Raw genomic sequence first — 21,725 nt, 5'->3', positions numbered from 1 at the left:
ATGGCGAAGGAATCTTTCCACCATTCCTGCGCGAAAGCCATCGCCGGTGCCGCCAAGAGCACCGCGGCAACCGAACAGATTTTGCAACAGCTGCTCCGACCCATCATGCCCCCTTGTACGGCGACACTAGCATTGTGGAGGCGAAAGCAAAGTGCGCGGCGGAACTCGCCGCTCACGGCTCCAAGTGCTGCATCGGTCAAGCGACGGCCACGCCAACTGCTGGCCGGCTGTCCATGATCAGAAAAAGGGCCGGTGCTTTCGGCACCGGCCCCTGACTGAAGGTCGCTGTTCGGGCCGTGCTTCTGCGGCACGGCTGCCGTTCGTGGATGGCTTACATCCGGTAGGCGATGGTATCGTTCCAGAAGCGGTCGAGCCGCTGCAAGGCGCGGTTCATCTGCTTGAACTCGTCCGTGTTGATGCCGCCGACCTGCTCGATCGAGCCGACATGGCGCTCGTAGAGACCGGCGACGACGTCGGCCACCTCATTGCCCTTCGGGGTCAGCGAAACGCGGACCGAACGACGGTCGATGCGCGAGCGCTGGTGGTTGATGAAGCCGAGATCGACCAGCTTCTTCAGATTGTAGGAGACGTTCGAGCCGAGATAGTAGCCGCGCGAGCGCAACTCGCCGGCGGTCAGCTCGGAATTGCCGATGTTGAAGAGCAGCAGCGCCTGGATGGCATTGATGTCGGAACGGCCGTTGCGGTCGAATTCGTCCTTGATGACATCAAGCAGACGGCGGTGCAGCCGCTCGACCAGCTGCAGCGATTCCATGTACAGCGAACGGATAGCCTCGCGGCGATCGTCGGAAACGTTGGCGGTCTTCGCCGCCGGACGCGAATTGATCATTGTCTTTGCCTCTCGTTTGTCGCCCTGGTGATTTTTTGTTTTTCACCTTGATCGCGACACTATCGAATACTCATAAAATTCGACTTAAACGCTAGGGCTAACAAGAGCTTACCGGTAAGAGGTTTCGGAAGAGGCTTAACGAACGGTCACCCGAGTAAGGATAATTAACCTAAAGGCTTAGGCACTTATCGCAGGGCTCAATCCGGTCGTTTGCCAAGTCGTCAACGGCCTCAATGGCTTAGTGCCGGACGGGGCGTTTCTGCAGCCAGATGACGACGCGAAAGACGATGTAGAGCAGCGCCACCGCCGCATGCGAGACGACGATCAGCGGCCGATGGCCAAAAAGCTCGGGAAAACCGGCATACATGACGGTCTCGGTGACCGCGCAGATGAACCAGATCACCGGGCCCCACGAGGCCAGCATCCACAACCCCGCCGCGGCAAAGGGGAAAAAAACGGCGAGCATCACCGCCGCCACCTGCCAATGCACCGGCATCAGGTCGAAGCGCCACAGCGGTCCGGGATAGAAGCCGATCAGCTTGATCCAGTATAGGATGCCGAACAGCAGGCAGTAGCCGGCGATGACGCGCTGGAACCAGGCGAAGATCACCTCGACCGTCGAGGGCTGCAGCACGACGCGTCTCGACGTCACCTCGCTCATAGCAGGAGTTCCCGTTCGCCGAGCGGGGCGAAATAGGCCTCGACATCCGCCTCGCCGACCGCGTCGAGCGTTGCCGGCCGCCATTGCGGCTTCGACCCCTTGTCGATAATGGCGGCGCGGATGCCTTCGTAGAAATCGTGGCCTGCAACCATGCGGTTGAGGATGCGGAACTCCATCTTCATGCACTCGTCCATCGACAAGGTCTGCCCGGCGCTGATCTGCCGCCAGGCGACGCGAAGGCTGGTGGGCGAGCGCGTGCGCATCGTCGCCAGCGTCTTTGCCGCGAATTCGTCGGTGCCCGCCGCGCGGTCAAGACTGTCGATGACATCCTGCAGCGACGGCTGAGCGAAATGGCGAGAGATCGCTTCCAGCGCCGCCCTGTCGGTCTCCCGCTTTGCCGGGACGAAGAAACCGCGCAGCACCGATTCCGGATCGCCGGTCAGCACCAGCCGATCAAGAAAGCTGGCCTGGTCCTCGGCCTTGATGGTGTGGGTGGCCAGCCCCGACCACAGCGCATCGCCATAGCGGATGCGGTTGCCGGTCAGGGCCAGGTATATGCCGAAGGAGCCACCAAGGTCGGGCAGCAAATGACTGGCGCCGACATCCGGGAAAAAGCCGATGCCGACCTCCGGCATGGCGAACTGGGCATTCTCGGTCATCACCCGGTGCGAGCCGTGAAAGGAAATGCCGACGCCGCCGCCCATGACGATGCCGTCGATGAGCGCCACATAGGGTTTCTTGAAGCTGTTGATGTGGGCGTTGAGCCTATACTCGTCGGCGAAGAACTCGACCGGCGGCTTTCCAGCCCGGCCGGCTTCATAAATGTGCAGGATGTCGCCTCCGGCCGAAAACGCCCTGCCCTCGGCCTTGACCAGGACGACGTCCACGCCATCGTCGCACTCCCAGGCATGCAGGGCCTTGCCCAGCGCCCTGACCATGCGATGGGTGACGGCATTGAGCGCCTGCGGCCGCGTCAGCGTGACGACACCGGCCCTGCCCGAGCGCTCGAAGCGAATTTCGTCGCCTCCATCAAAATCCATCGCCAGAGAATCCCTCCCCCGCGCCTGCGGGACTGAAGTGCTAAAGGCGCCGCATGGGTGCGTCAATGGCAGCAGCCTGTGCACCGTGGTCTTGGCGACCGGCGCCGGCCGATGCTACGAAGATCGCCGCCGTTGCAAGCGACGCGCCGATATCGCGCGCAGACGGCGTCGGAGAACAGTTGGCCATGCCCGGATTTCTTCGTGCCGTGCTTTTGACGGTCGTATTTGTGACAACCGGCTTTGCACCGCGTGCTGCATTCGCCATCACGACCGACGATCTCTACCAGTCTCGGACCATCGTCACCGGCCAGGGCGAGGTGAACCGCCGGATAGGCTTCAAGGATTGCCTGGACCGGGTCCTGGTCAGGGTTTCAGGCGATCAACGCCTGCTGGAGAAACCCGAAATGGCGGCTCTGCGCGACAAGGCCGGCGATTTTGTCGACGCCTTCCGCTACCACGACCGGCTGGAGGGCATTCCGATCCATGACGAGCAAGGCACGCATGACCGGCCGCATGATCTGACCTGTCTCTACAAGCCCACCACGGTCGACAAGCTGCTCGCGCAGCTGGGCAGCAAGCCCTGGCTTGGCGAGCGGCCAACGCTCGCCGTCTTTCTCACCGTCGAACAGGGCGCGAGGCATTTCGCGCTCAGCGCCGAGGAAGAGCGTGGCAAGACGATGCGCGAGTCTTTCGTCAATGCCACCGATCCGCTGTTGATGCATGTCGTATTTCCGAAGGCGGTACAGCTGGCCGAGCTGGACGAAAAAGGGCTGCGCACCGACGACATGGCAAGGCTGGATCTGCTGGCCAAACAGGCCGGTGGCGCGCAAGCGCTCGCCGGCAGCATCGTCTGGAGCGACAAGGATCTCGGCTGGATCGCCGATTGGCGCCTCGCCGATCACGGCAAGACCTATCGCTGGCAGGTGCGTGGCGTCAGCTTCGACGAGGCGTTCCGCGTGGCAATCGGAGGCGCTGCGCAGATTCTTTCGGGTAATGGCCAGCCCTGACCGGATAGATATGGCGGGACGCGCCCATCTCTGCTTTGCCGAGCATCGGCCTACAAGGCGGAGATTGGCGACTTCGGCCTGGCACAATCGTGTCGCATTGGTCAGCGGCAAGGGCTCGTGGTAAAACCCGCTGATCCGGAGTATTGGCCATGAACAAATTCACCCCGACAAAGCCAGCCGGCGCGCGCAGCGTCGACGACGTGACCGGCAGCCGCCGTCTGCGCCGCATGCGCAAGGCCGACTGGTCGCGCCGCCTGGTACAGGAGAACCGGCTTTCGGTCGACGACCTGATCTGGCCGATCTTCGTTGTCGAGGGCAGGAACGTACGCGAGCCGATCGCCGCCATGCCGGGTGTCTTCCGCCTGTCGGTCGATCTTGCCGTCAAGGAGGCCGAACGCGCGGCCAAGCTCGGCATTCCGGCACTCGCCACCTTCCCCAATGTCGAACTGGCCCTGCGCGACCAGACCGGCTCGCACATTCTCGATCCGGAAAACATCATCAACCGCGCCACCCGTGCGATCAAGGACGCGGTGCCCGGGATCGGCATCATCACCGACGCCGCGCTCGACCCGTTCACTAGTCACGGCCATGACGGCATCCTGCGCGACGGCATCATCGTCAACGACGAAACGGTCGAACAGGTCGCGGCGGCGGCCGTCATCCAGGCAGCGGCCGGCGCCGACATCATCGCGCCATCCGACATGATGGACGGCCGCATCGGCGCCATCCGCGACGCGCTCGATGCCAACGGCTTTCAGGACGTCGCGATCATGTCCTATGCGACGAAGTTCGCCTCGGCCTTCTACGGCCCCTATCGCGAGGCGGTCGGCACCGCCGGCCTGCTCAAGGGCGACAAGAAGACCTATTATATCGACCACGCCAATTCGGACGAGGCGGTGCGCGAGGCCGAACAGGACATTGCCGAGGGCGCCGACATGCTGATGGTCAAGCCCGGCCTGCCCTATCTCGACATCATCCGCCGGCTGAAGGACGAGTTCCAGATGCCGACCTTCGCCTACCAGGTGTCGGGCGAATATTCGATGATCAAGGCGGCGGGCGCCAATGGCTGGATCGACGGCGAGAAGGCGATGCTGGAATCGCTGCTCGCCTTCAAGCGCGCCGGCTGTGACGGCATCCTGACCTATTTCGCGCCCGAAGTGGCCGAAATGCTGAAGGGGTAGACCGGCCTCCCCGGCAAAGCCTTTCAGTAGACGTCACCAGTCTGTCGACCGGTCGGCGGTTCTTTCGAATTCCAGCAGACAAAAACCGGCAGCCGCGGCTATGATAGCCGCACGGCCGGAGGCGGCCGGCAGCCGCACCTCGCCCGAAGGTATGGCGGACGCCTCCAGAGGATGCTTCTGATCCATTTCATGGTTGGGCGATCGGCGGCCGTCCCAGCGGCCGGTTGTCATCCGAACCGATCATCACGAAACAATAGGGGACACCGCTTGGCGGCGAGATCCGGGTATGTGTCTTTTCGCCTTAGAAAATAGCGCTTGCAATTCGCAACCGGTTTGCTAAACAACAACCGATTGCAAAATACAACTGGTTATCGAGGAGGCTTTCATGTCCAAGCTGCGTGTCAACGCATTCACCCTATCGCTCGACGGCTATGGCGCCGGTCCCGATCAAGATCTGCAAAATCCGCTCGGCATCGGCGGGGAATCCTTGCACAAGTGGTTTGTCGACACCCGCACCTTCCGCAAGATGGTGCTCGGAAAAGATGGCGGCACCGCCGATGTAAACGATGGGTTCGCGGAGCGCAGTTTCGAAAATGTCGGCGCTTGGATTCTCGGCCGCAACATGTTCGGGCCGATCCGCGGCGAATGGCCTGACGACAACTGGAAAGGCTGGTGGGGCGACAACCCTCCCTACCACGTGCCGACTTTCGTGCTGACGCACCACGCGCGGGCACCCATCACGATGGAAGGCGGGACGACCTTTTATTTTGTGACCGACGGCATCCATTCGGCGCTCGAGCAGGCGAAGGCGGCGGCTGGCGGCAAGGATGTGCGGATCGGTGGCGGCGTCGCCACAATCCGGCAATATCTGCAGGAGAGCTTGATCGACGAGATGCATCTGGCAATCTCGCCGGTGCTGCTTGGCAAGGGCGAGCACCTCTTCGCCGGCCTGGATATGTTGAAGCTCGGCTATCAATGCACCGAGCAGGTGGCGACGGCGCTTGCCACGCATGTGGTGATCAAGCGGGGTTAGCCACTTTCTCCCCGTTCCACGGCGATAAATGCCCGGCAGGGCAATGAGTGGCGGCGCCGACGTTTGGAGGTTAGAGCGTCCGATGGCAATAAATTCATCAACGCCAGCGCCGCCCTTCGGCGTTCGTTGTTCGAAAAGCCAAGCAGTTGGCTTTTCGTCTGCTGCGCAGACCACTCCTCACCTTCCCGTGACACGGGGAGAATGAAAAGGCGCTCAATACTTCTCCGGCACGTAAAGCTCGCGCGGCAGCGTCTGGCGCTCGTATTCGGGATTGAAGACGCGTTCCGGCAGCGTGATCTCCTCGTGCGGGACCTCTTCATACGGCATCTGCTTGAGCAGATGATCGATGCAGTTCAGCCGCGCCCGCTTCTTGTCATTGCCCTCGACGATGAACCAGGGCGCCTCGGGAATATTGGTGCGGGCGAAGGTCTCTTCCTTGGCCTTGGTGTACTGCTCCCAGCGCACGCGCGATTGCAGATCCATCGGCGACAGTTTCCACTGCTTCATCGGGTCATGGATGCGCATCAGGAAGCGCATCTGCTGCTCCTCGTCGGTGATCGAGAACCAGTATTTGACCACTGTGATGCCCGAGCGCACCAGCATCCGCTCGAACTCGGGGACGTCGCGGAAAAATTCCTCGACCTGGCCCGCATCGGCAAAGCCCATCACCCGCTCGACTCCGGAGCGGTTGTACCAGGAGCGGTCGAACAGCACGATCTCGCCGCCTGCCGGCAGATGCGGAACATAGCGCTGGAAGTACCATTGCGACTTCTCGCGTTCGGTCGGCGCCGGCAGCGCAACGACGCGGCAGATGCGCGGGTTGAGCCGCTGTGTTATGCGCTTGATGACGCCGCCCTTGCCGGCGGAGTCGCGGCCCTCGAAAATCACCACCAGCTTCTTCTTGTGGTAGGCGACCCAGGACTGCAGCTTGATCAATTCGGACTGCAGCGTGATCAGGTCGCGAAAATATTGCATGCGGTCGATCGAAGGCGGATGCGCGTTCTTGTAGATCTTGGCGATCTCCATCGACAGCGCCGGCTCCGACATTTCGAGCTCATAGTCTTCGTCGAGCGTGTCGGCGAGCTCGGCTTCGAGCCAGTCCTTGGCGGGAGAATTCTGTCTTAGCTCAGTCATTTGCACTGCTCCGCTTGCAAGCCCTGTCGGTTCCCGTACGGCGCCCAAATTGCTGGCCAGCAGCCTGGAAAGGGAAACACCTGAGCCGACTTCAATATAGACCGGCAGTGACGGTTTTATTGCAGCTCGGGCGCGATATATGCCGCCGGAGCGTCTGCTCTGTCCAATCGATCCATCACCATGCCATGGCGACAAGCCGCCCGAATTGTCCTACAAATCCACGGTCGCATTCCGGGCTCCCCCTTGGCCCCGCCGCCATTCAACACAATCGCGAGGACTGACATGGAATACCGCACCCTTGGCCGTTCGGGCCTTAAGGTTTCGACACTGACTTTGGGCACCATGACCTTCGGCGGCACCGGGCCTTTCGCCGCGGTCGGCAACAGCGATCTTGCCGAAGCCAGGCGCATGATCGACATGTGCATCGACGCCGGCATCAACCTCATCGACACCGCCAATGTCTATTCGAACGGCCTGTCGGAGGAGATCATCGGCGAAGCGCTCGGCGGCAAGCGCAGGAACGACGTGCTCATCGCCTCCAAGGCGCGCATGCGGATCGGCAGCGGACCGAACGACGAAGGCCTGTCGCGCCACCATCTGATCCGCGAATGCGAGAAGAGCCTGAAGCGGCTGAGGACCGACGTCATCGACATCTATTTCGTCCACCAGTGGGACGGGCTTACCCCGGTCGAGGAAACGGTCGCGGCGCTCGACACTTTGGTCAACCAGGGCAAGGTGCGCTATATCGGCTGCTCCAACTGGTCCGGCTGGCAGGTGATGAAGGCGCTCTCGATCAGCGACAGCCGCCACCAGCAGCGCTTCGTCACCCAGCAAATCCACTACACGCTGGAGGCGCGAGAGGCGGAATATGAACTGCTGCCGATCTCGGTCGACCAGGGACTGGGCGTGCTGGTCTGGAGCCCGCTCGCCGGCGGCCTGCTGTCCGGCAAATACCACCGCGACAGCCCGACCGCACGGCAACTCGCTGGCTGGTCCGAGCCGCCGATCCGCGACGAGGACCGGCTCTGGCGGATCGTCGATGTGCTGGTCGAGATCGGCAAGGCTCGCGGCGTATCGGCCGCTCAGGTGGCGCTGGCCTGGCTGCTCGGCCGCCCCGCCGTCTCCTCGCTGGTGATCGGCGCCCGCAACGATGCCCAGCTCAAGGACAATCTCGCTGCCGCAAGCCTGGCGCTCAGCCCTGAGGAACGCCAGCGCCTCGACGCGGTCAGCCGGCCGCCCGTGCTCTACCCCTATTGGCACCAGCAACTGACGGCAAAGGATCGCTTCGGCCCCGCCGACATGGTTCTCGACCGTAGCGTGATCTAACCACCAGGCGGAGGCGCTAGCCCTGGATGAAGCGCCACAGTTCGGGACCGGGTTCGATCTGGCCGCTGAGCACGAAATATTTGTAGAGCACGAGCAGGGAGATCGCCTGCTCGTCCCGCTCATTGGAGAATTTCCGGCAATAGGCGTTGGCTGCGGCGATGATGCGCTCGGCCTGCGCCGGATGCCGTTCGAAATAGCGCACCTTTTCGCCGAGATCGGCAAAATCCGGATCGAGCGGCACATAGTGGACATTGGCCTCGAGTTGCCGCTCCGCGAACCATGTCTCGTATGTCGGTGGCGGCATCAGGCAAAGCGACTTCGAGTTCAAGATCCATTTGAGGTTGGTCGCCACGTCATTGCCCTCGAGCGAGACGATGTAGCGGTAGCGCTGGTGCTGGCTGATGCTGAGAAAGGGCTTGGCGTATTCGGCCGGTGCGTTCGGCTTATGCGAGCCGGCATCGCAGAACGGCAGGTCGCGCACCGCTTGCAGAAACCGTGTCCTGATCGGATTGTTGAGATCACCACGCCAGACCACCATAGGCAACTTGTCGGCGAACGAGGTGGCGTCAGCCGGCATCTGGAAGTGGCGGAACTTGTCGAGCTTCATGATGACCGCGTTCTGGTCGTCATCACGGATCGGCCGATCCTTGACGATCGTCGGCACCTTCGGTACGTCCCTGACGTCGCCGAATTCGACGTCGATGAGCAATCCGGGATCGAAATAGCGGGCGAATTCCTTCAGGTCGTAATAGTACATGGTCGGCGTGAAGGGCAGTTTGCTGATGTGCACCGCATTGGCGCTTGGCGCGAAACCATCCTGCAGCTTGTTGTAGTCATTCAGCCGCCGCCGCGCCGCCTCGTCGGAAAGCATGGCCTGTTCGAGGCGAGCAGCCAGCCTGAGGCGGAACAGGGCTTGTGGAATGACATCGCGCACGACGTTTCGCGCATAGTAGAAAACCCGTGCCGACGTCCGCGCAATTGTGGCCATGATTCACTTGGTCAAAACAAACGGGCAGCTCTCAAATACGCTGGCGCCCCGCGTTTCCTACATCATTATGGCGCCGATCTGGCAAGCCCCCACGGATCTCCGGGGCCGTGCACGCGCACTGTCGTTTCAGCTGTTGTGTTTGACGGCTAATGCTCCTAGGCAGGATCAGAGCCGCAAGGCAGGTCAAAAGGAGCCGATATGGCGCGAGCACCAAACTACGATCAGGAACGCAAGGAACGCGACCGGCAGAAGGCGGCGAAGAAGGCCGAAAAGCTGGCGGCCAAGGTTGCCGCGCGCGAACGTTCCAAGCCCGAGGCAGAGATCGAAAACGAAACGGCGGAATGACGGCAAAAGGCCCGCATATGCGGGCCTTGCCTCAATCCAGCCAATGGCTCTGCGTCAGGCAGGAGCCTTGTCGCTGACAAAAACGTCCACTTCGCGCGCCGCGGCGATAAAGGCACGCCGCGCGTTCATGGCCGGCTTGTCGCCGGCCAGCGCATCGTGGCATGCCTGCAGCGCCGCGCGATGCTTGGGACTGCGCTTGCCGGGCCAGCTGTTGAGGAGGTATTCGGATGCCTCGCGGGCCGTTCGCAAGAGCTGAGTGCTTCCCGCCGTGACGGACTTGACGGTCACGGGTGTTTCAAATCGGTTGTTTTCCATCGCCGCTCTTACGCCATCGGCGTCCGTGAAGCGAGACCGAAAGTGGGCTTGGCGTGAGGCGTCGCCTGTTTTTGCCGGCGAGCGCCCTGCCCTATAGCGGTGCTAAGCAGCCACGACGGCAAATCCCCTGGCGCGAAGGCCGCGTCGGTCGTTGGCGAGCGACGTCACAAGCCGGTCGCGGCTGCCGACGATGTGGGCAGAAAGCAGGCGGGCTGCCTGATCGGCATCGCCAAGGCGTGCCGCGGCCAGAATGGCTCGGTGTTCGGCCCAGGCGCGACCAAGGGCCGCTTCGTCACGCACTTCCAGCCAGCGAGCGCGCGACAGGCGCGTCATGGCATCGCGCACGGCCCTGAACAGAAATTCGTTGCCCGACAGGCGCGCCAGCTCGATGTGAAAATCCATGCCGACACGATGCCACTCCTCGCGCGGCGTATTGTCGTCGCAGGAATCGAGCATCGCCTCGATGACGTCGATGGCGCTGCTTTCGGCATGCATGCATGTCAGTCGGACAGCCGCGACCTCGACTGCTTCGCGATAGACCGCGATCTGCTCGAGCTCGGCAAGGTTGATAGGCGATACCGTCCAGCCGCGGCCATCCCTGCCCACCAGCCCCTCGGTTTCCAGCCGCAGAAGTGCTGCCCTGACCGGCGTGCGCGAGGCGCCGAAGCGGCCTTCGATCCAACGCTCGGTCAATTTCTCGCCTGGACCGATCTCGAGCCCCAGGATCATCTCGCGCAACTGCCGTTCGACATTCTGCATCTGCGACATAGCGCTTCCTTGTTCCGAAGCCGCATTGACAGCAGCTGGGTTGGAGTTCATGACGGATACCAGTTTGGTATCCCAAAATGGTATCCGCAACAAGCGCTGATATCGAGCAGGCAGGACATGACACAGGAAGACACGCAACAGAGCGGTTACAACATCCACTGGCGGCGCAATCTCGCCGTCTGTTTCGCTGGCTCGTTCAGCACGCTCATCGCCATGACCCTGTTGTTGCCCTTCCTGCCGCTTTATGTGGAACAGCTCGGCGCGCAGGGTCATGCCGCCATCGTGCAATGGTCCGGCGTCGCCTATGGCGCCACCTTCTTCGCCGCGGCCTTGGTCGCGCCATTGTGGGGGCGGCTGGGCGATCGCTATGGCCGCAAGGTGATGCTGGTGCGCGCCAGCTTCGGCATGGCGATCTGCATGTCGCTGACCGGCATGGTCGAGACGGTCTGGCAATTGGTGCTGCTGCGCCTGCTGATCGGCTTTGCCGGCGGCTATTCCTCGGGGTCGACCATACTGGTGGCCATGCAGACGCCCAAGGACCGTTCCGGCTGGGCGCTGGGCGTGCTGTCGGCAGGAATAACGGCGGGCTCGCTGGTCGGCCCCCTGCTTGGCGGTACGCTGCCGCCAGTGATCGGTATTCGCGCCACCTTCCTTCTGTCCGGAGGCGTCATCTTCCTTGCCTTCCTGGCAACGACCTTCCTCATCAAGGAGACACCGCGCCTGAAGCCGGTAAAGGCGGGATCGGCAGCCAGGTCGAAAAGCGGCTGGTCACGGATTCTGGACAAGCGCCCGGTCGTGGCCATGCTGATAACCGGCATGCTGCTGGCCTTCGCCAACATGTCGATCGAGCCGATCATCACCGTCTATGTGCAGCAGCTCATCGAGGATCCGAGCCGGGTGACGATGGTCGCCGGCGTGGTGATGTCGGCGGCGGCGCTGGGCACCATCCTGTCGGCGTCCTGGCTCGGCAAGCTCGCTGACCGCGTCGGCCACTGGAACGTCGTCGTCGGAGCGCTGGCCGTCTCAGCCCTGCTGCTCATTCCGCAAGCCTTCGTCACCGATGGCTGGCAACTGATCGGGTTGCGCTTCCTGATGGGTCTGGCGCTCGGCGGCTTGCTGCCTTGCATCACCAGCGTCATCCGACACAACATCCCAGACGGCGTCGGCGGCAATGTGCTTGGCCTGGCGATCTCGGCGCAGTATGTCGGGCAGGTTGCGGGACCATTGACCGGCGGCTTCGTCGGCGGTCATTTCGGCATGCGGGCGGTGTTCCTCGGGACATCGGCACTGATGGCCGGCGGCGCCGTCTACAACTGGATTGTCCAGTCGCGGCGCACACGGCATATGGCGCTGGAAGCAAGTGAGTCCTGAGAGCGTTAGAGGGAGCTGGCCGACATGAATGCCGCCGAACCAACCGCCAGCCGTCTCCTCGTGTTTGCCGGCGGTCTCGTCGGAGCGGCAGGCGTGGCGCTGTCGGCAGCGGCCGCGCACCGCGGCGGCGCCTTCACCGGCACGGCCGCGTCGTTCCTCTTGATGCACGCGCCGGTCTTCGTCGCCGTCGGCCTCATGGGCGCGAATCGCTGCCTGCGCGTCGCAAGCCTCGTCCTGCTTGTCGGGCTCCTGCTTTTCGCGGGCGATCTCCTCGCCCGCGATTTCCTCGGATCGAGACTGTTTCCGATGTCGGCGCCGATCGGAGGCACACTGCTCATCGCCGGCTGGCTGGGGATAGCGATTTCCGCCCTCGTACGCCCGCGTTCCTAGGCCAACTACGCAGGCATCAATCCCTGAGACGTTCGGTACGAAGCCAAAGATCGCGATTGCGCGCGGCCGGCTTCGTCAGGCGCCGCATCTTCGGCCGCTCCGCGGCCGGCGTGATGCCCCAGTAGTTGCGATAGATGTCCTCGAACAGATGTTTGATGGGGTGCATGGTCTTTCTCCACGGAATTGAATCGATCCAATCGGTAAGCAAAGAAACGCCGATCATTTTCGCCTGCGCTCTACAAGGAAGCGAAGGTCGCGAATCCATGGTCCGGCCCTGCCCCGGAGCCTGGAGCCGTTGGCGCCCGGCCCGATGCTCCAGTGGTTGCGATAGATGTCCTCGAACAGATAATTGACGGGATGCATAGCGCACCTCCCCTTGACATTCAGCAGCACAAATCTGCGACTTGGACCGATTCAAACATAAGTCTTCATGCATCTTCGGTCAAGCAAATTTGAATCGATCCAACGAAAGTGCTAGATGCAGATCGGGAACGTGCTAAATGCATGTCAGGAGGCACGCACAATGGCGTCACTCACCGTAGGCAATCGAAGACCCGTCCGGCTGGCCGACATCGCCAAGGCCGCCGGTGTTTCGCACGGCACCGCATCCAATGTCTTCAGCCGCCCCGAGATCGTGCGCGAGGAAGTCCGCGAACGGGTCAAGGCGGCGGCCGAGGCGATGGGCTATGGCGGACCGGACCCCAAGGGCCGCCTGTTGCGCGCGGGCAAGGTCAACGCCATTGGCGTCGCCACGGCCGAACCCCTCTCCTACTTCTTCGACGATCCCTTCGCACGCGTCATGATGGCGGGCATCTCGCAGGCTTGCGACGCGACAGGCGCCGGCATCTCGCTGGTCTCGGCCGCCAACAACGAGCAGCTTGCCTGGAACATCCAGAGCGCCCTGGTCGACGGCTTCATCGTCTTTTGTATCGAAGGCGGCTCACGCCTGGTGCAGTTGGCACGCGAGCGCAAATTGCCTTTCGTGGCGCTCGACCTCGCTTCCGAGGATGGGTCGGTCGCGACAATCGGCATCGACAATGTCGCCGGCGCGGCCATGGCGGCGCGCCATCTCACCGGCCTCGGGCACCGCCGCTTTGCCGTGCTGGCGCTACAGTTTGTCGACGGCAGGACAGGCCCCGTTTCCCCCGAGCAGGTGCAGACCGCGGTTTATGCGGGGACGCGAGACCGGCTCACCGGCTATTTCCAGGAGCTGTCGCGGGTTGGCGTCGACACATCCAAAGTGCCCGTCTACGAGACCGCCAACGATGCGACCAGCACGATCGCGGCACTCGAGGCGATCTTCGGCGTCGCCGAACCGCCCACGGCGATCCTGGCAATGTCGGACAGGATGGCTTTGGTGGCGCTCGAATGGCTGAGCGCGCGCAAACTGAAGGTCCCCGACGATATTTCGATCGTCGGGTTCGATGGCGTTCCGGAAGCTGCGGTGTCCGAGCCGCCATTGACCACCGTCGCCCAACCGATTGCCGAAATCGGCCGTCTCGCCGTCAAGGCGATCCTGGAAAACGACGGCACGACAAATCGCAGGCAACTGCCGGTCGAGCTGATCGTGAGGGCCTCGTCGGCTCCTCCACGCGGCTGACCCACCCGCCACTCAACGATTGGCCCTCGCCACCGCCGAGATGCCGAAAGACGCACGCACCGGCGTGACATCTTTTTGCGACGTGCGGACCTTGCCCGAGCCGCCGATGGTCGACAGCCATTCGAGATAGAAGGCGAGCGCGAACTGCATGGCGATGCCGGCCGAAAGCAGCAGGGTGTCATAGGCAAGCCCGCCCGGATTGATCAGTTTCATCACCTGCGCGACCATGGCGATCACCGTGCCGGCGATGAAGACCGGCAGCGACCGTTTTCCCAGTATCGCCAGTGGGTGGTCGTGGCTGGTGCGGAACAGGTTCGACAGTGCCGGCAAGGCGACGATGAGGTAGCTGACCGCCAGTATATGCAACAGCCGCGGCAGCGACAGGAAGGTCTTGTCGAAGCCACCGATCACCACGGGAAGCTTGAACCACGTTATCTGCCCCCAAAGTGGGCTGTGCACCCAGACCAGCGCCGTCGCCACATAGGCCGCGGCCGCGCCGACCAGCCAACGGTTGACCGGAATGACGCCGCCGCGCCTGACATGCAGCATGGCGGCAAGGCCGATATTGAACAGGAACTGCCAGGACAGCGGGTTCAGGAACCAGAAGCCGGGTTCGGGATAGTTGGGCGGAGCGATCTGCCAGATGCCGGCAATCAGCCACAGCGCACCGGACGCGGCAAGTGCCGCGGCAGGCCGGTAGCTGATGAGCAGGACGAAGGCCGGAGCCATCAAAAGCAGCGCGGCATAGACCGGCAGGATGTTGTTGTAGCCAAGCTGATGGCCGAGCGTGACGATGCCGACCAGCACTTCCGGCGTGTTTTTCATCAATGGTTCGATGTTGATCAGCTTCAGCAGCTCCGGGCGCCTGGTGAACACCGCCACGGCGCAGAACAAACCGATCACCACCATCGTGGTGACGATGTGGGCGACGTAGAGCACGCCTGCGCGCCGCCACATCTTCAACGTGGCCAGAAGCCGGTCACCCGGCCGGAACTTCGTGCCGTAGGCAAGCGCGACAGAGATGCCGGAAATCAGCACGAAAGCCTCCGCCGCGTCCGAGAAACCGAAATTCTTGTAGGTCAGGGTTTCGAAAGCCGTGCCGGGCACATGGTCGATGAAAATGATGATCAGGGCCAGCGCGCGCAGCACATCGATACGCGTATCGCGATCCGAGATACGCGTATCGCGTTCAGGGATACGCAAATTGCGATCCGACAAAACAGGAGTAGTCATCGACAAAAGGCCTCAAAGCTGGTTGTTCATGTCCAGCAATGCGACCCCCGGCGCACCGCTTCGATTCCTCCCACGCGGAGTATATCGGCGCATAAACGGGCCGGAATGCGCCCGGTTCAATCAACTTTCGCGGAGCATGAAAATATTGCGTTTTGAAGCCGGCAAATTGAGCGGAACCTCATATAATCAAGAGGATGCGGGATGATCGGCGACGGCATCGAAAACGCCCCCCTGGTCACGGATATGGCCTTTGCCTACCGCCTCCTGGGCGCTGGCAGAGACAGCCGTCAGTGCCTGTTCCTGCTGCATGGGTCGGGTGTCGACGAGACCACTTCGGTGCCGCTGGCAAGACGGATCGCGCCCACCGCCACGCTGGTCGCGGCGCGAGGCCGCATCCCCCAGGAAGACGGTTTCCGCTGGTTCGAGCGGATAGACCCGACGCGCTTCGAACAGAAGAGCATCCTTGCCGAAACGGCGGCTTTCGCGACATTCGCGAGCGAGGCCACCAGCCGCCATGGGCTTAATCTCGATCACGCAACTTTTCTCGGCTATTCGAACGGCGCCAATCTGGTTTCCAGCCTGATGCTGCTACATCCAGGCATCGTCCGCCGAGCGGCGCTGTTGCGGCCTATGCCCGTGCTCGACCATGTGCCCGCGACGGACCTGGCGGGAACAAGGACGCTGATCATCGCCGGTGCCACCGACGAAACCTACGGGCCCTTCGCGCCGGCGCTGGTGACGCTGCTCAGCCGGCACGGCGCCGAGATCGACGCCCGGATCATTCCCTCGGGCCATGAAATCGGCGATCCGGACGCCGCCATCGTCAGGCAATGGATGGTGGGGCCGGCTGCCGTGGCGTAGGCCCAATCACAGGCCGCGACCCGTGCCCGCGCTCCGGCAATCGTCAGGAGCGCCAGAGCCCTACCGCCCCATCCTGTTCCAGGCATCAAGCCCGGCGATCTTGTAGGCTTCCGCCAGCGTCGGATAGTTGAAGGTGTTGTTGACGAAGAAGTCGACGGTGCCGCCGAGATTGATGACGGCCTGGCCGATATGGATGAGCTCGGTGGCGCCCTCGCCGACAATGTGCGCGCCGAGCAGGCGGCGTGTTTCGATCGAGAACAACAGCTTGAGGAAGCCGGTGTTGACGCCCATGATGTGGCCGCGCGAGGTCTCGCGGAAACGCGCGACGCCGACCTCATAGGCGGCCCCACTTTCACGCACCTGTTCCTCGGACTGACCGACGGTCGAGATCTCCGGCACCGCATAGATGCCATAGGGGAACGTTTCCGGCGGCGGCGGCAGGGTCACGCCGAAAGCGTGGCAGGCGGCCACCCGGCCCTGCTCCATCGAGGTCGAGGCGAGGCTCGGAAAGCCGATGACGTCGCCGGCGGCGTAGATGTTGGGGACGCTGGTCTGGAAGGTCTGCGGATCGACCTTGATGCGGCCTCGGGAGTCAGCCTCGATGCCGACCACGTCGAGACCCAGGCTGCCGACATTGCCGGTGCGGCCAGCAGCGTAGAGCACGACCTCCGAGCGGATGGTGCGGCCATCGGCCAGTTCCACCTCGGCCGCCTCGGGCTTGGAGCGGATTTCCTTCACCGCGCTGCCAAGCCTTATCGTCATGCCGCGATCGCGCATCTGGTGGATGAAATCGTCGACGATCTCGCGGTCGACGAAATCGAGGATGGAATTGCGCGGCTCGACCAGCGTCACCGGCACGTCGAGCGCGGAAAAGATCGTGGCGTATTCGACGCCGATGACACCGCCTCCGATAACCGTCAGCGTGCGCGGCAAGTGGTCGAGTTCCAGCATCTCGTCGCTGTCGAAGATGCGGGTCTTGTCGAAAGGCACATCGCGCGGCCGGTGCGGCCTGGTGCCGACCGCGATCAGCGCATTGGCGAATCCGACTTCGCTGTAGTCGCCATTGTCCGATGTCAGGCTGACCTTGTTGGGGCCGAGAAATTTTACCGAGGCGCGTGCGCTCTTGACGGTATTGCGCATGAACTGGTGCTGTAGCACCTCAACCTCGTGGTCGAGCGTCTTGTGCAGGCGCTCGATGAGGTCGCCGACGGAAATGTCCTGCTTGACCCGATAGCCGCGTCCATAAAAACCGCGCTCGCGCCAGCCTGAGAGATTGAGCACGGTTTCGCGCAGCGTCTTCGAGGGAATCGTGCCGGTGTGCACGGAGACGCCGCCAAGACGCCGGCCGCGGTCGACCACCAGCACCGATTTGCCGAGCTTGGCCGACTGCACCGCGGCGCGGCGGCCGGAGGGGCCGCTGCCGATGACCAGCATGTCATAGTCCATAGTGCCCCGTCCCTCTGCCCTTGAGCGCTTTTGTTGCGCCGCAGCAAGCTAATGCTATCCGCACGGCAAATTCAACCGATTCGGATTGTGTCTCGCGTCGCTCTTGCCTTGCGCCCGGGCGAGAACCCCGACCTTGATTCCGACACAGGCCTTTACCATTTCATTTACGAGCGGCCCGCACCCTATGTCGGGCCCTGTTACGAGGAAATGACATGAACGCGCGCGTTCTCGACGGCGAAATCATCAACACCCGGCTTGACGATGTCAGGGCCTATGAAGGCGTGCGCACAAGGCGCATGCTGGCCTTCGTGGTCGACTACATCATCGTCGCCCTGCTCACCATTCCTTTTGCCATACTGGTGTTCTTCCTCGGGCTTTTGACCCTCGGTCTCGGCTGGATGCTGTTCGGCGTCCTCGTGCCGGCCGTCGCCATTCTCTACATCTGGAACACGCTGGGCAGCGCCGACCAGGCGACCACCGGCATGAAGATGATGGGTATCCGCCTCGATCGTCTTGACGGGCGGCCGATCGACGGGCTGACCGCGGTCGTCCATTCCGTGCTGTTCTGGGCGGGCAACGTCATCCTGTCGCCGCTGGTTCTGCTGGTGACCTTGTTCTCCGACCGCAAGCGCACGCTGCACGACCTTTTGCTCGGCACGGTGGTCAGCCGCACCGGCCGCTGAAGGCGTTTTCGGGAGCGCTTCCGCCTTGTCGGCGCAAATGTGAAGGCGTTCGCATGCCCGCATCTTCACAATCCTGTTGAATTTTTCGCTTTCCGCGCCAAAGGTAGAGCGACTCGAAGGAGTGTTTCCAAGACTTAAATGACGCAGCATCCGACCCAGTCGCCGCAGTTCTTCCTGACAGCGCCGTCGCCGTGCCCCTATCTCGACGGCCAGTTCGAGCGCAAGGTGTTCACCCATCTGGTTGGCGACAAGGCGTCGGAGATGAACGACCTCTTGACGCAAGGCGGCTTCCGGCGCTCGCAGAACATCGCCTACCGGCCGGCCTGCGAGACCTGCCGCGCCTGCGTTTCGGTGCGCATCCTCGCCCAGGAATTCACCGCCAGCCGCAACATGAAGCGCGTGCTGCAGCACAATTCCGACCTCGTCGGCGCCATGCACAATGCCGAGCCGTCGACCGAACAATATTCGCTGTTCCGCAGCTATCTCGATGCCCGCCACCGTCGCGGCGGCATGTCCGACATGACGGTGCTCGACTATGCCATGATGGTCGAGGATACCCATGTCGACACCAAGGTGATCGAATACCGGCGACGTGGGCCCGACACCTTCATCACCGGCAAGGGTCAGGGTGAACTCATCGCGGTGGCGCTCACCGACAAAATGGCCGACGGCCTATCGATGGTCTATTCCTACTTCAATCCCGATTTCGAGGAGCGTTCGCTCGGCACGTTCATGATCCTCGATCACATCGCCCGCGCCAGGGCGATGGGCCTGCCCCATGTCTACCTCGGCTACTGGGTCAACGGCTCGCGCAAGATGAATTATAAGATGCGCTTCATGCCGCAGGAGCATCTCGGCCCCAAGGGCTGGGAACGCTACACCAACGAAGCGGTTTCACGCTGAGTTTTTCCACGATCCACGCTTAAACAACTTCAAGGCAGGGATGCTGGTCTTTCAGCCGGTCGGCTGGGGAGAGTGCGCCATTGCAACGGTCAGCCCTCGGCCTGCATCTCATTGCGAAAGTTGCTGCATGTCCCCGCACCGCGATCACCAGAAGGGTCTCTTGATAACCGCCATCGGCGGGCTGACGCTGACCGTCGACATACCACTGATCCGCCTCGCCGATGGCGGCGCATGGACCATCATGCTGCTGCGCACCAGCACCACATTCGTCGCGGCGATGATCATCTGGTCGGTCTGGCGGGCACTCAGCCGAAATGCCCCGCCGCTCATCCCCGGCTGGGCCGGCATGATCGTGGCGACCTTGTATGGGCTGACAGGGATCAGCTTCGTCACCGCCGTCTATCACACCTCGACCGCCGACCTGGTGTTCATCCTGGCCTTCAACACTGTATTCGCAGGGCTATTGTCCTGGATATTCCTGCGGGAAAGACCTCGGCTGGTGACCATCGCGGCGATGCTGATCATGATCCTGGGCGTGCTGGTCATCGTCGGCGGCTCGGTCGGCACCGGCAAGCTGTTCGGTGATTTCATGGCGCTGTGCTCGGCCTTCTTCATCGCGGTCGCCATCACCATCTCGCGCGCCAGCGGCAAGGACATGGGCTTCACCTCACTCGTCGGCGTGCTTCTGCCGATGGCGCTCGCCGCCCTCATGGTGTCAGGCGAAGGCTTTCACGTGAACGCGCCCTGGTGGATCATCTTCAACGGCGCCGTCATCATGCCGATCTCGTTCTTCTGCCTCGCCGCCGGGCCGAAATACATTTCGGGGCCGGAAGTGGCGATGTTCTATCTGCTCGAAACCGTGCTGGCGCCGGTCTGGGTGTGGATGATCTTTGCCGAGACACCGACCCGCAACAGTCTGATCGGTGGCGCGATCCTTATCGTCACGCTGGTCGCCCATTCGCTCTGGCAACTGCATGACGGCCGTAGGCAGCGGGGTGACCTTGCGGTGCACCATCCGGTCTAACCTGTAATTGATGGGCCCAGCGCAAGTTGCGTTTCGGGATCAAGCGCTGGCCTTCTTCGCCACGCCGGGTTCCGGCAGGATTTCGATTTGCGGCGGCCCGCCTTCGATCTCGGCCGCCGAGTCGGCGGTCAACTCGTCGACCAGTTCCACCTCTCGCAGCCACTCGCGCCAGATGGCGACCAGCAGCGCCATCAGCACCGGGCCGATGAACAGGCCGAGGAACCCCATCGTCTTGACGCCGCCGATCAGACCGAAAAAGGTCGGCAGGAAGGGCAGCTTTATCGGCCCGCCGACGAGCTTCGGGCGCAGTGTCTTGTCGACGATGAACAGTTCGACCGCGCCCCACAGGAACAGCGCCAGACCGGCCATGGGCGAGCCGCTGGCGGCGAGATAGATCGAGACAAGGGTGAAGGACAAAGGCGCCCCGCCGGGGATGAGCGCCATGACGCCGGTCAGGGCGCCAAGCGTCACCGGCGACGGCACGCCGGCCAGCCAGTAGGCGATGCCCAGCACCAACCCCTCGCCTATGGCGATGACGGTCATGCCGGTCACAGTCGAGGAAATGGTCGCCGGGACGACGCGCGAAATCCGCTCCCATCGCGTCGGCAGGATGCGTTCTCCCAGGCGATCGACCTGACCGGCAAAATGCTCGCCGTCACGATAGGCGAAGAACAGGGCGATCATCATGAACAGCAGTGTCAGAAGCAACCCAAAGGCACTGCCGCCTGCGGCGAGCGCGCCGCGATAGATGCTGCCTATGTTTGCGCCGCTGATCAGCTGGATCAGTTCACCAATGCCGCCGGGATGACCAAAATTGGTGGTCCATTGCTCGTTCAGCCAGTCGCCTATGACAGGCATCGTCGCGATCCAGTGCGGCGTCACGGCACCATGCCGATTGGTCTCGATCGCCCAGCCGACCCACTCGCGCACCTCGTTGATGGCGTAGGTGCCGGCAAGCCCGATCGGTATCACCAGGAAGGCGAGGATGAACAGGATGGCCAGAGTGGCGGCGATGGTGCGGTTGCCACCGACGCCGGTCAGCAGCCGCTGGTAAAGCGGCCAGCTGGCGAAGGCGATGACGAGCGCGGCCAGCACCGGGAACAGGAAACCATGGAAGAAATAGACGCCGGCGGCGACGATCAGCACCAGCAGCCAGCGGGCCGCCGACAGCGGCGGAATGACAGCCGACCGCAGCGGCGTCGACAGGCCGAACAGGCGCTGCTGCCGTTCCGGTTTCTGCATCCTGGATTCCTTCAAACGCCCGTCTCTCCCAAACACCTTTCCCCGTTATGCACTGATATAGTGCAGCAATCGTGACGATACTCCAAATGATTGGGGTGCCTTTCTTCCTTCTCCCCCTGCGGGAGAAGGTGGATCGGCGCGATAGCGCCGAGACGGATGAGGGGGGTTCCAGCGGAGTGAGGCGTTGGCGTTCCCTGGAACACCCCTTGTATCTGCACGGAGGAGACTTTGTGCGATGGAAGCGACTGAGCCTCGAACCGGACGGCCATCCGATTCGAGGCTTGGCGAAGTCGCCCGACACCCCTGCGGCTACAACCGTGGATGAGC

The 21,725-nt window shown here is 62.7% G+C and carries 23 protein-coding genes; 12 read left to right on the top strand and 11 right to left on the bottom strand.

The window, feature by feature from the left end:
• Positions 1–331: 331 nt before the first annotated feature.
• The 3 genes from ldtR to D3242_RS22240 form a co-directional block, all read right to left on the bottom strand.
• Positions 332–847, bottom strand: coding sequence for a transcriptional regulator LdtR (gene ldtR, locus D3242_RS22250; RefSeq protein ID WP_013896002.1), 516 nt, complete (start codon positions 845–847; stop codon positions 332–334).
• Between the two features lie 238 nt (positions 848–1,085).
• A complete protein-coding gene (locus tag D3242_RS22245) occupies positions 1,086–1,508 on the bottom strand; it encodes a DUF6163 family protein (protein ID WP_019857605.1) in 423 nt (140 codons plus the stop codon).
• Positions 1,505–2,548: an enoyl-CoA hydratase/isomerase family protein gene (locus D3242_RS22240; protein WP_064982531.1), complete on the bottom strand. Its 1,044-nt coding sequence runs from the start codon at positions 2,546–2,548 to the stop codon at positions 1,505–1,507. The genes D3242_RS22245 and D3242_RS22240 overlap by 4 nt, the downstream gene beginning before the upstream one ends.
• Positions 2,549–2,733: 185 nt before the next feature.
• Between D3242_RS22240 and D3242_RS22235 the strand changes: the two genes are divergently transcribed.
• The 3 genes from D3242_RS22235 to D3242_RS22220 all read left to right on the top strand — a co-directional run bounded on the left by D3242_RS22235 (position 2,734) and on the right by D3242_RS22220 (position 5,769).
• Complete coding sequence (locus tag D3242_RS22235) at positions 2,734–3,555, top strand: DUF2066 domain-containing protein (protein ID WP_064982529.1); 822 nt, start codon at positions 2,734–2,736, stop codon at positions 3,553–3,555.
• Between the two features lie 149 nt (positions 3,556–3,704).
• Positions 3,705–4,736: a porphobilinogen synthase gene (gene hemB, locus D3242_RS22230; protein WP_019857603.1), complete on the top strand. Its 1,032-nt coding sequence runs from the start codon at positions 3,705–3,707 to the stop codon at positions 4,734–4,736.
• Positions 4,737–5,121: 385 nt separating this feature from the next.
• Positions 5,122–5,769, top strand: a complete 648-nt coding sequence (locus D3242_RS22220) for a dihydrofolate reductase family protein (RefSeq protein ID WP_064982525.1) — start codon at positions 5,122–5,124, stop codon at positions 5,767–5,769.
• Positions 5,770–5,982: 213 nt separating this feature from the next.
• On the opposite strand, the gene ppk2 is transcribed toward D3242_RS22220, so the two are convergent.
• On the bottom strand, positions 5,983–6,903 hold the full coding sequence (gene ppk2 / locus D3242_RS22215) for a polyphosphate kinase 2 (protein WP_044550210.1): 921 nt from the start codon (positions 6,901–6,903) through the stop codon (positions 5,983–5,985).
• A 282-nt stretch (positions 6,904–7,185) separates the two neighbouring features.
• Between ppk2 and D3242_RS22210 the strand changes: the two genes are divergently transcribed.
• Entirely contained in the window at positions 7,186–8,229 is a 1,044-nt protein-coding gene (locus D3242_RS22210; protein ID WP_064982523.1) for an aldo/keto reductase, read from the top strand.
• A 16-nt stretch (positions 8,230–8,245) separates the two neighbouring features.
• Here D3242_RS22210 and D3242_RS22205 read toward each other — a convergent pair whose 3' ends face one another.
• Positions 8,246–9,217: a glycosyl transferase family 90 gene (locus D3242_RS22205; RefSeq protein WP_064982521.1), complete on the bottom strand. Its 972-nt coding sequence runs from the start codon at positions 9,215–9,217 to the stop codon at positions 8,246–8,248.
• 198 nt (positions 9,218–9,415) lie between these two features.
• Between D3242_RS22205 and D3242_RS22200 the strand changes: the two genes are divergently transcribed.
• Positions 9,416–9,562 carry a hypothetical protein gene (locus tag D3242_RS22200; protein WP_019857598.1) on the top strand — a complete coding sequence of 49 codons (147 nt, stop codon included), beginning with the start codon at positions 9,416–9,418 and terminating at the stop codon, positions 9,560–9,562.
• 54 nt (positions 9,563–9,616) lie between these two features.
• On the opposite strand, the gene D3242_RS22195 is transcribed toward D3242_RS22200, so the two are convergent.
• On the bottom strand, positions 9,617–9,877 hold the full coding sequence (locus D3242_RS22195; protein WP_010915577.1) for a DUF982 domain-containing protein: 261 nt from the start codon (positions 9,875–9,877) through the stop codon (positions 9,617–9,619).
• A 102-nt stretch (positions 9,878–9,979) separates the two neighbouring features.
• Positions 9,980–10,645, bottom strand: coding sequence for a GntR family transcriptional regulator (locus D3242_RS22190; RefSeq protein WP_019857597.1), 666 nt, complete (start codon positions 10,643–10,645; stop codon positions 9,980–9,982).
• Positions 10,646–10,762: 117 nt separating this feature from the next.
• Between D3242_RS22190 and D3242_RS22185 the strand changes: the two genes are divergently transcribed.
• Positions 10,763–12,016 (top strand): multidrug efflux MFS transporter, encoded by a 1,254-nt coding sequence (locus D3242_RS22185; protein ID WP_081295991.1) that lies wholly within the window; start codon positions 10,763–10,765, stop codon positions 12,014–12,016.
• 24 nt (positions 12,017–12,040) lie between these two features.
• The gene (locus D3242_RS22180; RefSeq protein WP_064982519.1) at positions 12,041–12,406 is read left to right on the top strand and encodes a DUF423 domain-containing protein; all 366 of its coding nucleotides are present in this window, start codon (positions 12,041–12,043) and stop codon (positions 12,404–12,406) included.
• A gap of 16 nt (positions 12,407–12,422) precedes the next feature.
• On the opposite strand, the gene D3242_RS33610 is transcribed toward D3242_RS22180, so the two are convergent.
• Positions 12,423–12,572: a hypothetical protein gene (locus D3242_RS33610; protein WP_019857594.1), complete on the bottom strand. Its 150-nt coding sequence runs from the start codon at positions 12,570–12,572 to the stop codon at positions 12,423–12,425.
• A gap of 357 nt (positions 12,573–12,929) precedes the next feature.
• Between D3242_RS33610 and D3242_RS22170 the strand changes: the two genes are divergently transcribed.
• Positions 12,930–14,006 carry a LacI family DNA-binding transcriptional regulator gene (locus tag D3242_RS22170; protein WP_064982515.1) on the top strand — a complete coding sequence of 359 codons (1,077 nt, stop codon included), beginning with the start codon at positions 12,930–12,932 and terminating at the stop codon, positions 14,004–14,006.
• A 12-nt stretch (positions 14,007–14,018) separates the two neighbouring features.
• On the opposite strand, the gene D3242_RS22165 is transcribed toward D3242_RS22170, so the two are convergent.
• Positions 14,019–15,239 carry an OpgC family protein gene (locus tag D3242_RS22165; RefSeq protein WP_027046732.1) on the bottom strand — a complete coding sequence of 407 codons (1,221 nt, stop codon included), beginning with the start codon at positions 15,237–15,239 and terminating at the stop codon, positions 14,019–14,021.
• 201 nt (positions 15,240–15,440) lie between these two features.
• On the opposite strand from D3242_RS22165, the gene D3242_RS22160 reads away from it, so the two are divergent.
• Positions 15,441–16,100: an alpha/beta hydrolase gene (locus D3242_RS22160; RefSeq protein ID WP_064982513.1), complete on the top strand. Its 660-nt coding sequence runs from the start codon at positions 15,441–15,443 to the stop codon at positions 16,098–16,100.
• A gap of 60 nt (positions 16,101–16,160) precedes the next feature.
• Here the strand turns inward: D3242_RS22160 and sthA are convergent, their stop codons facing one another.
• On the bottom strand, positions 16,161–17,546 hold the full coding sequence (gene sthA / locus D3242_RS22155) for a Si-specific NAD(P)(+) transhydrogenase (protein ID WP_027046731.1): 1,386 nt from the start codon (positions 17,544–17,546) through the stop codon (positions 16,161–16,163).
• Positions 17,547–17,758: 212 nt separating this feature from the next.
• Between sthA and D3242_RS22150 the strand changes: the two genes are divergently transcribed.
• The 3 genes from D3242_RS22150 (at position 17,759) to D3242_RS22140 (ending at position 20,156) form a co-directional block, all read left to right on the top strand.
• Positions 17,759–18,229 (top strand): RDD family protein, encoded by a 471-nt coding sequence (locus D3242_RS22150; protein WP_019857588.1) that lies wholly within the window; start codon positions 17,759–17,761, stop codon positions 18,227–18,229.
• A gap of 138 nt (positions 18,230–18,367) precedes the next feature.
• Positions 18,368–19,132, top strand: coding sequence for an arginyltransferase (locus tag D3242_RS22145; protein WP_019857587.1), 765 nt, complete (start codon positions 18,368–18,370; stop codon positions 19,130–19,132).
• A gap of 127 nt (positions 19,133–19,259) precedes the next feature.
• The gene (locus D3242_RS22140) at positions 19,260–20,156 is read left to right on the top strand and encodes a DMT family transporter (protein ID WP_019857586.1); all 897 of its coding nucleotides are present in this window, start codon (positions 19,260–19,262) and stop codon (positions 20,154–20,156) included.
• A 39-nt stretch (positions 20,157–20,195) separates the two neighbouring features.
• On the opposite strand, the gene D3242_RS22135 is transcribed toward D3242_RS22140, so the two are convergent.
• On the bottom strand, positions 20,196–21,398 hold the full coding sequence (locus D3242_RS22135) for an AI-2E family transporter (protein WP_167470449.1): 1,203 nt from the start codon (positions 21,396–21,398) through the stop codon (positions 20,196–20,198).
• Positions 21,399–21,725 lie beyond the last annotated feature (327 nt).

This window comes from Mesorhizobium jarvisii (assembly GCF_003601985.1).
GTDB classification, from domain to species: domain Bacteria; phylum Pseudomonadota; class Alphaproteobacteria; order Rhizobiales; family Rhizobiaceae; genus Mesorhizobium; species Mesorhizobium jarvisii.
This window is presented reverse-complemented; position numbering and strand designations above follow the sequence as displayed.

Bases quoted from the DNA above. Each gene is read 5' to 3' on its own strand.
- ldtR (WP_013896002.1), bottom strand. From the start codon at position 847: ATGATCAATTCGCGTCCGGCGGCGAAGACCGCCAACGTTTCCGACGAT.
- D3242_RS22245 (WP_019857605.1), bottom strand. From the start codon at position 1,508: ATGAGCGAGGTGACGTCGAGACGCGTCGTGCTGCAGCCCTCGACGGTC.
- D3242_RS22240 (WP_064982531.1), bottom strand. From the start codon at position 2,548: ATGGATTTTGATGGAGGCGACGAAATTCGCTTCGAGCGCTCGGGCAGG.
- D3242_RS22235 (WP_064982529.1), top strand. From the start codon at position 2,734: ATGCCCGGATTTCTTCGTGCCGTGCTTTTGACGGTCGTATTTGTGACA.
- hemB (WP_019857603.1), top strand. From the start codon at position 3,705: ATGAACAAATTCACCCCGACAAAGCCAGCCGGCGCGCGCAGCGTCGAC.
- D3242_RS22220 (WP_064982525.1), top strand. From the start codon at position 5,122: ATGTCCAAGCTGCGTGTCAACGCATTCACCCTATCGCTCGACGGCTAT.
- ppk2 (WP_044550210.1), bottom strand. From the start codon at position 6,903: ATGACTGAGCTAAGACAGAATTCTCCCGCCAAGGACTGGCTCGAAGCC.
- D3242_RS22210 (WP_064982523.1), top strand. From the start codon at position 7,186: ATGGAATACCGCACCCTTGGCCGTTCGGGCCTTAAGGTTTCGACACTG.
- D3242_RS22205 (WP_064982521.1), bottom strand. From the start codon at position 9,217: ATGGCCACAATTGCGCGGACGTCGGCACGGGTTTTCTACTATGCGCGA.
- D3242_RS22200 (WP_019857598.1), top strand. From the start codon at position 9,416: ATGGCGCGAGCACCAAACTACGATCAGGAACGCAAGGAACGCGACCGG.
- D3242_RS22195 (WP_010915577.1), bottom strand. From the start codon at position 9,877: ATGGAAAACAACCGATTTGAAACACCCGTGACCGTCAAGTCCGTCACG.
- D3242_RS22190 (WP_019857597.1), bottom strand. From the start codon at position 10,645: ATGTCGCAGATGCAGAATGTCGAACGGCAGTTGCGCGAGATGATCCTG.
- D3242_RS22185 (WP_081295991.1), top strand. From the start codon at position 10,763: ATGACACAGGAAGACACGCAACAGAGCGGTTACAACATCCACTGGCGG.
- D3242_RS22180 (WP_064982519.1), top strand. From the start codon at position 12,041: ATGAATGCCGCCGAACCAACCGCCAGCCGTCTCCTCGTGTTTGCCGGC.
- D3242_RS33610 (WP_019857594.1), bottom strand. From the start codon at position 12,572: ATGCACCCCATCAAACATCTGTTCGAGGACATCTATCGCAACTACTGG.
- D3242_RS22170 (WP_064982515.1), top strand. From the start codon at position 12,930: ATGGCGTCACTCACCGTAGGCAATCGAAGACCCGTCCGGCTGGCCGAC.
- D3242_RS22165 (WP_027046732.1), bottom strand. From the start codon at position 15,239: ATGACTACTCCTGTTTTGTCGGATCGCAATTTGCGTATCCCTGAACGC.
- D3242_RS22160 (WP_064982513.1), top strand. From the start codon at position 15,441: ATGATCGGCGACGGCATCGAAAACGCCCCCCTGGTCACGGATATGGCC.
- sthA (WP_027046731.1), bottom strand. From the start codon at position 17,546: ATGGACTATGACATGCTGGTCATCGGCAGCGGCCCCTCCGGCCGCCGC.
- D3242_RS22150 (WP_019857588.1), top strand. From the start codon at position 17,759: ATGAACGCGCGCGTTCTCGACGGCGAAATCATCAACACCCGGCTTGAC.
- D3242_RS22145 (WP_019857587.1), top strand. From the start codon at position 18,368: ATGACGCAGCATCCGACCCAGTCGCCGCAGTTCTTCCTGACAGCGCCG.
- D3242_RS22140 (WP_019857586.1), top strand. From the start codon at position 19,260: ATGTCCCCGCACCGCGATCACCAGAAGGGTCTCTTGATAACCGCCATC.
- D3242_RS22135 (WP_167470449.1), bottom strand. From the start codon at position 21,398: ATGCAGAAACCGGAACGGCAGCAGCGCCTGTTCGGCCTGTCGACGCCG.